The 9,077-nt window shown below is 54.8% G+C and carries 13 protein-coding genes; 3 read left to right on the forward strand and 10 right to left on the reverse strand.

The window, feature by feature from the left end; all coding sequences use genetic code 11:
- Positions 1–147 precede the first annotated feature (147 nt).
- A complete protein-coding gene (locus MVO87_RS02680; protein WP_297516546.1) occupies positions 148–1,851 on the reverse strand; it encodes a DUF505 family protein in 1,704 nt (567 codons plus the stop codon).
- Between the two features lie 138 nt (positions 1,852–1,989).
- On the opposite strand from MVO87_RS02680, the gene MVO87_RS02685 reads away from it, so the two are divergent.
- Positions 1,990–2,418: a DUF356 domain-containing protein gene (locus MVO87_RS02685; protein ID WP_297516548.1), complete on the forward strand. Its 429-nt coding sequence runs from the start codon at positions 1,990–1,992 to the stop codon at positions 2,416–2,418.
- Between the two features lie 33 nt (positions 2,419–2,451).
- Here the strand turns inward: MVO87_RS02685 and MVO87_RS02690 are convergent, their stop codons facing one another.
- Both MVO87_RS02690 and MVO87_RS02695 read right to left on the reverse strand, forming a co-directional pair.
- Positions 2,452–2,631 (reverse strand): hypothetical protein, encoded by a 180-nt coding sequence (locus MVO87_RS02690; protein WP_297516550.1) that lies wholly within the window; start codon positions 2,629–2,631, stop codon positions 2,452–2,454.
- 31 nt (positions 2,632–2,662) lie between these two features.
- Entirely contained in the window at positions 2,663–3,196 is a 534-nt protein-coding gene (locus MVO87_RS02695) for a multiprotein bridging factor aMBF1 (RefSeq protein WP_297516553.1), read from the reverse strand.
- 67 nt (positions 3,197–3,263) lie between these two features.
- Between MVO87_RS02695 and MVO87_RS02700 the strand changes: the two genes are divergently transcribed.
- On the forward strand, positions 3,264–3,761 hold the full coding sequence (locus MVO87_RS02700; protein ID WP_297552089.1) for a GNAT family N-acetyltransferase: 498 nt from the start codon (positions 3,264–3,266) through the stop codon (positions 3,759–3,761).
- A 17-nt stretch (positions 3,762–3,778) separates the two neighbouring features.
- Positions 3,779–4,069, forward strand: a complete 291-nt coding sequence (locus MVO87_RS02705) for a hypothetical protein (protein ID WP_297515930.1) — start codon at positions 3,779–3,781, stop codon at positions 4,067–4,069.
- Here MVO87_RS02705 and MVO87_RS02710 read toward each other — a convergent pair.
- The 7 genes from MVO87_RS02710 to MVO87_RS02740 form a co-directional block, all read right to left on the reverse strand.
- Positions 4,066–4,926, reverse strand: coding sequence for a DMT family transporter (locus MVO87_RS02710; RefSeq protein WP_297515918.1), 861 nt, complete (start codon positions 4,924–4,926; stop codon positions 4,066–4,068). The two genes, MVO87_RS02705 and MVO87_RS02710, sit on opposite strands and share 4 nt — an antisense overlap.
- A gap of 62 nt (positions 4,927–4,988) precedes the next feature.
- Entirely contained in the window at positions 4,989–5,378 is a 390-nt protein-coding gene (locus tag MVO87_RS02715; protein WP_297515921.1) for a PIN domain-containing protein, read from the reverse strand.
- A complete protein-coding gene (locus MVO87_RS02720; protein ID WP_297515923.1) occupies positions 5,375–5,539 on the reverse strand; it encodes a hypothetical protein in 165 nt (54 codons plus the stop codon). Before MVO87_RS02720 ends, MVO87_RS02715 begins: the two co-directional genes overlap by 4 nt.
- A gap of 50 nt (positions 5,540–5,589) precedes the next feature.
- Complete coding sequence (locus MVO87_RS02725) at positions 5,590–5,994, reverse strand: Zn-ribbon domain-containing OB-fold protein (RefSeq protein ID WP_297515925.1); 405 nt, start codon at positions 5,992–5,994, stop codon at positions 5,590–5,592.
- Positions 5,995–5,996: 2 nt separating this feature from the next.
- Positions 5,997–7,157, reverse strand: a complete 1,161-nt coding sequence (locus tag MVO87_RS02730) for a thiolase family protein (RefSeq protein WP_297552092.1) — start codon at positions 7,155–7,157, stop codon at positions 5,997–5,999.
- A gap of 10 nt (positions 7,158–7,167) precedes the next feature.
- Positions 7,168–8,220, reverse strand: coding sequence for a hydroxymethylglutaryl-CoA synthase (locus MVO87_RS02735; RefSeq protein WP_297515938.1), 1,053 nt, complete (start codon positions 8,218–8,220; stop codon positions 7,168–7,170).
- 99 nt (positions 8,221–8,319) lie between these two features.
- On the reverse strand, positions 8,320–9,000 hold the full coding sequence (locus MVO87_RS02740) for a fibrillarin-like rRNA/tRNA 2'-O-methyltransferase (RefSeq protein ID WP_297552090.1): 681 nt from the start codon (positions 8,998–9,000) through the stop codon (positions 8,320–8,322).
- Positions 9,001–9,077: the final 77 nt, after the last annotated feature.

The following is a 9,077-nucleotide window of genomic DNA, read 5'->3' on the forward strand; positions in this document are numbered from 1 at the left end:
CGACGATGTTCTCAATCCTGAGCTTTACATTGCTCATGTCCACCAAGGTTTACACCTCCGGATGGTGGGTTTAAAAACCCCTTTATAAATGAGGGCCGTCGCTTTTTAAAGCTTTATGCTCAAAAGGGGGCATCGAAGAAGAAAAATTCAAAGGTAGGCCTCAACGAGGACCTTTCCAGCTTCGGTCAGGCTCTTGCTTCCGAGGAAGCCGAGCTGGCGGAGCATCGTTAGGGCCTTCTTTATCTCGTCGTCGCTGAGGCTGAGGTGCTTCCTGATGACGTCCACTTCCTCCATCTTGTAGCCCTTGATTTCGCCCTTCTCCTTCCATATCCTGTTGAAGGTCTCAAGGTTCTCATAAATTACCTTGAGCACGTTGTAGAGGGTCGGCGTGACGCTGAACTTGACCTTGGCTATCTCCTGGAGCTTGGCGTTCTCGAGGGCGGTCTTAACTTTATCTCCGAGTTCGGTCAGCTTGACCATGCCGTTCTGGAGCTCAACGACGAAGCCCTTCGCTTCCGCCTCGCCGATTGCCCTGATGATTTCCTTCTCGTCTCCGCCGACGTAGTCCTTGACCAGCTCGACCAGCTCGTCGCGGTGGATGTACTTCTTCCTCGGGGTCTTGGCGAGTATAGCGGCGTCGTATCTTGTGAGGAACGGCTTCCTTTTTATACTCCTGCTGAGCTTGAGGTAGAACCTGCCCTTGTCTGTTACTCCTGCCTTAACGACTCCCTCCTCCTGAGCCTTGATGACCCACTCGGCTATTGGCACGTCACCGCTCTCGGCGTAGGTTACGGCCTTCATTGCGTCCGGGCTGACGGTTCCGAAGTTTATAGCTTCTTTACCCCACTCGGTGAGCCAGTAGGTGTCCCTGTTCTTGACGAGCCTCCTCTCTATGAGCTCCTTGCTCTCGAGAAGGTGCAGTATGGCTCCGAGGTCCTCGACCTCAACGCGCTTGGCGATTTCCTTCTCGGTGGGCAGTATGTCTGGGTTGGTCTCGTACTTCTCCTCAATCTCCTTGATGGCCTTGAGGACTGCAAGCTCGTCGTCGAGCAGGTAAATCGGGAGAACCTTCTCCTCAACCCTGCCCATTGCCTCGTAGGTCTCCATCACGGCCTTTCCGAACTCGGTGGTTCCCTTCTCGTCGGTGAGCCCCATGCTCTCAAGCTCGGCGTTGCTCCTTCCGGCCTTCAGGGCCTCAAAGTCCTCCTTCCTGAGAATTATCGCCCTCGCAAATACCGGAATCATGCTGACGGCCTTGAGGGCAAGCTTCGCCGCTGGCGTGGTCGCGAAGGCCCTTCCCTTCTCGGTCGGCGGTGAAATCAGGAGCAGGCGCATCGCCTGGAGGGCGTTCACGATGTTGTCGCCGTAAAGCTTGGAGTTCTTGTAGGTTATGAGCTCGTCGAGGGTGCCTATCTTGGGCATTCCCCTGAGGAACGACACTATCTCCGGGGTCAGGTAAACGACCGGGTGGGTCTCGCGGTAAAGCTCGAGGAGCGCCTTTCCGAACTCGGTGAGACCGTTCTCATCGGCAAGCTTCCTCTCCTTCAGCTTCTCGAGCCAGCCCTCGGGAACCTTTCCGGTCTCCTCGAGGAGCTCAAGCATCTTCATTATTTCGGTATCGGCTATGAGGTCGGGAAGCTCGTCGAGGTTCAGGGAGTCGCTTATCTCGAGGAGCTTTCTTCCTGCATCGGTGAGCTTAATCTTTCCGCCCTCAAGCTCAGCAAACCCGAGGATGTATAGCTCGATTGCCCTTATCTGGAACTCCTCCGGCAGTTTGGCCTCAATCTCGGCCTGGTTCTCGGTCTTCTTCATTTCCCTGAGTATCTCAAGGTGCCTCTTCTTCAGATACATGCTATCACCCCTCCTCTCTCTTCATCGACTCTTAAAAAGGCTCCGGCATTTTTAGAAACGCAAAGTTTTTAAAACTTTCGGTAACTAAAATCGGCGAAGGTTTAAAAGGCAACCGGTTGAGGAAGGGGTGGTGAGAGTATGAGAAACACGATTGTCTTAGTTAGAACCGACAACTTTCAGAAGGCGAGCGTTGCTTTAGCTGACCTCGTGAGGTACGGGGGCATGAGAATTCGCGGTGACCCGAGGATAATACCGCCTGCCCTCTCGGACTGGGCCTTTGAGAAAATAAGTGGTGAGAAGCCGAGGAAGAGGTTTAAAGCCCACGTCGTTGCCCAGATTGACCTTCCGCCGAAGAAGGCCATAGGCAGGTTGATGGACATCCACCCCCCTGCCCATGTCCTTGTAATCCCACCAGATTCCGAGGTCTGGGAAGAGCTAATGCGCCTCTGGGGAAGCTTTGAGAAGCTTAAGGGTTTCCACCCGCCTAAGAGGACTAAGGCTGAAGAGCTCAGAAGGAAAGCCGAGAAGAGGAGAGAGAAGGAAGAGTGGGAGTTCGAGGAGGTTTAAGGAAGAACGTTCAGTCTTCTTTCTTCTCAAAAATCACTGGAGGTACCAGTCCTCTTCATTGACATCCCCTTTGAACTTGCCAAGGTACTTGGAAAGAACAGCTCTGCTCAGCCCTTTCCCCAGCTCCCGCTCAAGTATAATCTTTATCTTCCGTTCAATGAGGCGCTCCATTCCAGAGGGAACTTTCACAACTATCTCGCCCACTGAAACCACCAAAGTAAATAGAACTAAAGGAATTTAAACTTCACTTCTTCCTCTTCCGTATCCTGATGTTAGCTATGTCGCCGAGGGTCGGCTCGTAGTCCTTTGGAATGGTCCTCTTCTCCTTTACCTCCTCCTCGACGCGCTCGATGAGTGTAATCTTGAAGTAGCGCTCGAGCTTCTTGGCTTCCTTAATCGTCGGCTCGCGGTAGCCGTGCGCTATGGCCCTCAAATCGTTCACCGAAAGCCCAATCTCATGGGACAGCTCCTCGTAGCTCTTACCGCTCCTCTGTATGGCCCTGTAAACCCTCTCGGCAAAGTCCTCAACTATCTCCTCGGTGTAGAGCGGTCTCTCGCGGTAGGGCTTTGGCTCCCTCTTCGGCCTCGGAGCTGAGACGGGCCTTCTCCTCGGCTCCCTTCCGGTGGGCATTATGCTGAAGCCAGACTTCTTTCGGCCGTACTTCTCGTAACAGCGGTCGCAGACGAGAACCTCGGCACCTTCGAGCCTTATCCTGTGGCCCGGGCCCCTTATGGGCGCACCACAAATCTCGCAGTAGCGTGGCTTGGCCTTGCTCATAGCTACCACCTTCTCTACCGCTCAAAGCTCGGAGTCAGGCTTTTTAAACCCGACGATGAGGATATCAATGATGACGAAAGTGAAGATAGAGAAACTCCAAAAGCTCGACCAGGAAACCCTTGAGAGGCTGATAGAGATTTACATGAACGCCTACGAGGGAATGCGCGAGTACGGCGGGGAAGGGGAGAGCTACGCGAAGCGCTACCTGCGGTGGTGCTGGAGCAAAGCTAAAGACGGCTTCTTCGTTGCCAAAATCGGCGACAAGATAGTCGGCTTCATCGTTTGCGACGACGACTGGTACAGCAGGTACGAGGGGAGAACCGTCGGGGCCATACACGAGTTCGCGGTGGACAAAAGCTACCAGGGGCATGGGATAGGGCGGAAGCTCATGGAGAAGTGCCTTGAATACCTCGGCGGAAAAGATATTGAGCTCTGGGTCGGTGAGAAGAACGAGCGGGCGAAGAGGTTTTACGAGGAGTACGGTTTCAGAGAGGTCGGAAAGCACGGTATCTGGGTGAGAATGGTTAAGCCTGCCGAAAAGATGATAAGCGCGGACGAGAAGTAGTTCTATTGGTGGTTGCAATGCCCTGCATTCATCCGCCAAGTCCCGACAAGGTGAGGAACATGAAGGAAGAGAGCTTCATAAGGGAAGGAAAGGGAAAGCTGAAGGTCACAATAGAGGGGAGCGAGACCCTCGAAACTACGATGAGCGGAAGGCTGAAGAGCGTCGAGGAAGTGGCCGAGATGCTCGGCGTCGAAGCGAAGGACGGGAAGATAGACGCGGTGGTTGATGGAGTGAAGGTTCGGATGGAGAAAGGGAAGCTCGAGCTTGAGTTCGAGAGCGGGGACAGGATGAGGATTGAGAAGGATTAGGCGTAGAGGCCTATCAGAAGAACCCCCAGAGTCGTCAGGACGAGGGCAAGGGCAAGCCGCCCCGTGAACCTCTCTTTTAGGAAGAGCACCGCCATTATTGACGCCATTATGGGGCTCGACTCAGTTACAGGGGTCGCGATGCTTGAGCCAGCAAACTTCAGGGCCAGGGCGAAGAAGTACTGGCCGAGTATCGTGCCCAGGAGCGTTATGATAAACACCAGCCCCCAGGCACGCGCGTTTAGCTTTCTAACATCGTCTCCTATTCTTGGAAGGAAGGCAAGCGACGCCAAAGCGCCGAAGCCTATTCTCAGGCCGATGACTGCGAATGCGCTCTCACCCACCACGAGCCAGTCCGTCACGATTACTGCGAAGGTCCAGAGGAGCTGGGCCGAGAAGACGTAGGCGAGGCCCTTCCAGTTTATCCCACCGCCACGTGAGCCCTCGGAAGCGATTACGAGAACCGCCACCACTATGAATAACGCGCCGAGAAGGAGGCCCAGCGTGAGGGGTCTGCCAAGGGTGTAGTGGGCCACGAACATCGTTATTATCGGATGGGCCGTCACGAGGATTGCCGCCCGCGACACGCCGAGGAGGTTCATACCCTCAAGGAAGAACCAGTCGGCGAGCGTGAAACCGAGAACTCCCGAGACCACGAGGATGGTCCATTGAAGGGCCGAGAAGCCCGGGACGCCGATATAAAGAACGAGGGGAACGTAGAAGAGTGCGCTGAGGAGCAGTCTGATAGCGTTAAGCGAGAGGGGGTTGACTTCTCTCATCGAGACCTTTGAGAGCACCGATGCGAGGGCCCAGACGAAGGCCGCTGAAAGCGCCAGTATCACTCCAAGTGTTACGTTCATGGTATGGGGAAGGCACGCTCAGGTTATAAGCCTAACGCTTCGAGGGAGATAGAAAAGGCAACTTACCCTTCAATGATTAAAGCATCTCCCAGAAGCTGAACGTGATGGTCGGTCGTAACTACGAGCGCTCCATACCTCTTAGCAGTTTTGGAGATAATGCAATCTGCGAGTGAAACGTGCTTGTTTTTGTTCTTTCTGCGTATTTCTGCGTGCAGTTTCCCCGCGTTGATTGCTACTTCTTTATCTAAGGGAACGACCAAACCCATATCGGCTATCGTCTCCACTATGCTCAAATCAACCCCGTTTCTCTCCAAGAAACTACTAAGTTCTGCCAGAACAAGCGTCGGAATAATTACCAGCTCAGATTCGTTGAGAATCTCGAGAACAGCTTTTCCCTTCTCAGTACCTTTAATCAGCTCCACGAGAGCGGAAGTATCAGGAATCACTATCATATCCTCACGTCCACCCTGTCTTCTTCTCTGAACTCGGGGAGCTCCTTAGCTATTCCAAAGAGCTTTTCCCAGTTCTTTTTCCGCCCTCTTCCCTCAAGAAGTCTCTTCAATTCATCTCCGCTGATAGGGACTTTAACCTCTATAGCCATGTCCTCACCCAAACGAGGATTGGGAAAAAAGATAGATAAAAATTTCCATTACTTCAATTCCATTACTTCAAAACGGGCCTGAACTTGTAGGCGTAGAGGATTATACCGTCCTCCTCGAACTCCCTGACCTTTCTGGTTACCGCCTCGACCTCCATGCCCTCGTGGATTTCCTCAGGGTCAACGTCGGTGAGCTGGGCAAGAACCACAGGCCCTTCCTCAAGCTGAACCAGGGCCAATGGATAGGGCTTGTAGTACTCGAAACCGCTCGGCGGGTTTCTCACTATCGTCCAGGTGAGCACCTTACCCTTTCCGCTGAACTCATACTCCTCGACGTTCTTCGAACCGCAGACAGGGCAGACCGGGCGGTATGGGAAGAAGACGTGGCCGTTCTCACATTTGCCTCCTATGAGCCTGTATTTCTCGCGGAAGTGCCTCCAGTAGCGGGAAACCTGCATCGGACGGGCCATCTTCACACCCTCCTGAAGATGCTAACGGTTATGTTCGAACCGGTTCCACCGATGTTCTGGGTCAGGCCGACCTCGGCGTCGGGAACCTGATTCGGCGCCTCACCGCGGAGCTGGAGAACAGCCTCGACCGTCTGGTAGACTCCAGTAGCTCCAACCGGGTGACCGCGAGCTTTGAGGCCACCCATAGTCTGTATCGGATAATCGCCGTCAATCGCTATCTGTTCCTCCCTGGCAAGCTTCGCTCCTTCTCCTTTCTTAGCGACGCCGAGGGCTTCCAAGCTGAGCGCGGCCATAATCGTGAAGGCGTCGTGAACCTCGAAGAAGTCAATGTCCTTTGGCTCAACTCCCGCCATCTTGTAGGCTTTCTCGGCGGCTATCTTTGCCGCTTTAAGGGTGAGCAAATCTTCCCTGTTGGCGAGGTTAATGGTGTCTATGGCGCGCGCCATTCCAGCAACTTCAACCCATTTCTCCTTTGGAACGCCAAGCTCTTTCGCCTTCTCGGGGGTGGTTATTATCACGGCCGCCGCACCGTCGCAGACCGGCGAGGCGTCGAAGAGCTTGAGCGGGTCGGCTATGTAGGGGCTCTTGAGGACGGTCTCAACCTTGATTGGCTTCTTGAACATTGCGTAGGGGTTTTTAGCTCCGTTGGCGTGGGCGTTTACGGCGAATAGTGCCAAATCCTCCTCGGTGTATCCATAGGTCTTCATGTAGTGCCTCATGATAAGTGCGTTGAGAGCAACGAAGCTGGCCCCGTGGAAGAGCTCCCACTCGGCATCGGCCGCGTAGGCCAGGTATCTGGTAGCGTCGCTCGGCCAGGCGTCGGTCATCTTCTCGACGCCAACGACGGCGACAACGTCTTCCAACCCGCTGAGAACGGCCTTAACGCCCTCTTGAACGGCAGCACCACCCGAGGCACAGGCAGCTTCAATTTTAACTGCAGGGATGTTTCCGAGACCGGCCCAGTCAGCTATAAGCGCGCCGAGGTTCTCCTGCTCGACGAAAGAACCTGAAACCATGTTGCCGACGTAGAGGGAGTCGACCTTATCGACGCCTGCATCCTCCATCGCGTTGAGCAGGGCTTCAACGGCCAAATCCCTAAGTGAGAGCTTCCAGTGCTCGCCAACGGGCGTCATGCCCGCTCCGATTATGACCGCCTTCCTCATCTCCACCACCTCACAGTATGAACTTCCTCCTCGCCTTGGCGTAGAGGGCGTAGTCTATGTACTTCTTCCTCTCGACGTAGTCCTTAACCTTCGGCGCGAGGTCCCTCTTCTCCTCTATTGCATCCTGGACAACAACGCTGAAGGCGTCGCTTCCTGCGCCCGAACCAAAGGAGACCCACAGAATCCTGTCGCCGGGTTTGGCTATGTCGAGGACAGCAGAAACGCCGACCATCGTTGCACCGCTGTAGGTGTTTCCAATCTTGCCGGTTAGAAGTCCCGGAAGAACTTTCTCCTTCGGGATTCCGAGGATTTTGGCGACGGTGAGCGGGAACTTGACGTTTGGCTGGTGGAAGACCGCATAGTCGAAGTCGTTGACGGTAAGGCCGAGTTCTTCCATCAACGTTTTTGCCGCGTTGATTATGTGGTGGAAGTAGGCCGGCTCGCCTGTAAAGCGGTTTCCGTGCCTCGGGTAGTGCTCGTGCTGGCGCCTCCAGAAGTCGGGCGTGTCCGTAACGTAGGAGTAGCTTCCCTCGAAGTAGGCAACGGTTTCAGAGCTCTTAGGACCAACTATGAAGGCCGCTCCGCCCGCTCCGGCGGTGAACTCGAGGTGGTCTCCGGGCCTTCCCTGTGCTGTGTCAGCTCCGATGGCCATTGCGTAGTCGGCCATCTCGGAGCCGACGAAGCTGATGGCAGTCTGCAGTGCCTCGGTTCCGGCCTTACAAGCGAACTCGAAGTCGGCGGTGCTGACGTCTGGAGTGGCGCCGATTGCCTCGGCGATGACGGTTCCGGTGGGCTTTACGGCGTAGGGCTTGCTCTCCGAGCCGAACCAGACCGCCCTTATGAGCTTGGGGTCTATTCCGGCCCTCTTGAGAGCGTTTCTGGCGGCTTCGAGCCCTATGGTGAGCGCGTCCTCGTCGAGACCGGGAACGGCCTTCTCCTCTATTGGAAAGCTCGAAACGCCCCAGACCCTTCCTATCTCCTCGGCTTTGATTCTATACATCGGAACGTAGGCACCGTAGCCGACGATGCCCACTTCCCTCTTCGGCTTCAGTAGCTTCCTCATGGGCATCACCTTAAGAACTGACTGCCGGGGGTTGGAACGGGCATTATAAAAGCCTTTCGGTAAAAGTGAAAAAGAGTTTAGACGATTGACGAGGAAAGCTCAAGGCTTTCTAACGACGAAGAGAGCGTGGTCCTTCTCGTAGGGCTCCAAACTAAGACGCTCAACGACCTCGAAGTAGCTCGCAAGTTCCCTCTCGACCTCCTTGAAGACCTCCTCGGGTTCCTTGGTGACGTCAATGCTCCTGCTCTTGACAGAAATCATTCCGTAGCCACCGCTCTTGAGGAAGACCTTTGCGTTGTCTATGAGGATTTTCGCCTGAGTCGGCTGGGCGACGTCCTCGAAGATGACGTCAACCTTCGGAACGAGTGCGCGGTAGCCCTCGGGCTTGGTAGCGTCGCCGAGTATCGGGACGATGTTCCTCCTCTCCTCGACTATTGGGACGAGCTCCCTGAGAACCCTCGGCGAGAACTCGACGCCGAATATCTTGCCCTCCCAGCCAACTATATCGCTGACGTGGGAAGCGGTGGTTCCGCTCGCTATTCCAAGGTAAAGGACGGCTGAGCCGGGCTTAATCGGGAAGTTCTTGAGGCCGTTGAGTATCGCCGCTCCAAGCTTTGACCTGCTTGGATTCCAAATCCTGTACTCCTCTCCCTCGAACTTGACAACGCGCTCGCCGTAAACCCTCTGGCCGGGAACGAGGTTCTTGGTTGCAATCTTCTCGCTCCCGTCTTCATCGATGACGATGTAAACGCCCGGGAACCTGTGCTTCTTAACCTTCATCTACATCACCTCTTGCCCTTCTTTTTCTTCTTACCCTTCTTATCGGGCTTGCCCTTACCCTTCTTCTCCTTCCTGCC

The sequence above is a fragment of the Thermococcus sp. genome (assembly GCF_027063845.1).
GTDB lineage: Archaea > Methanobacteriota_B > Thermococci > Thermococcales > Thermococcaceae > Thermococcus.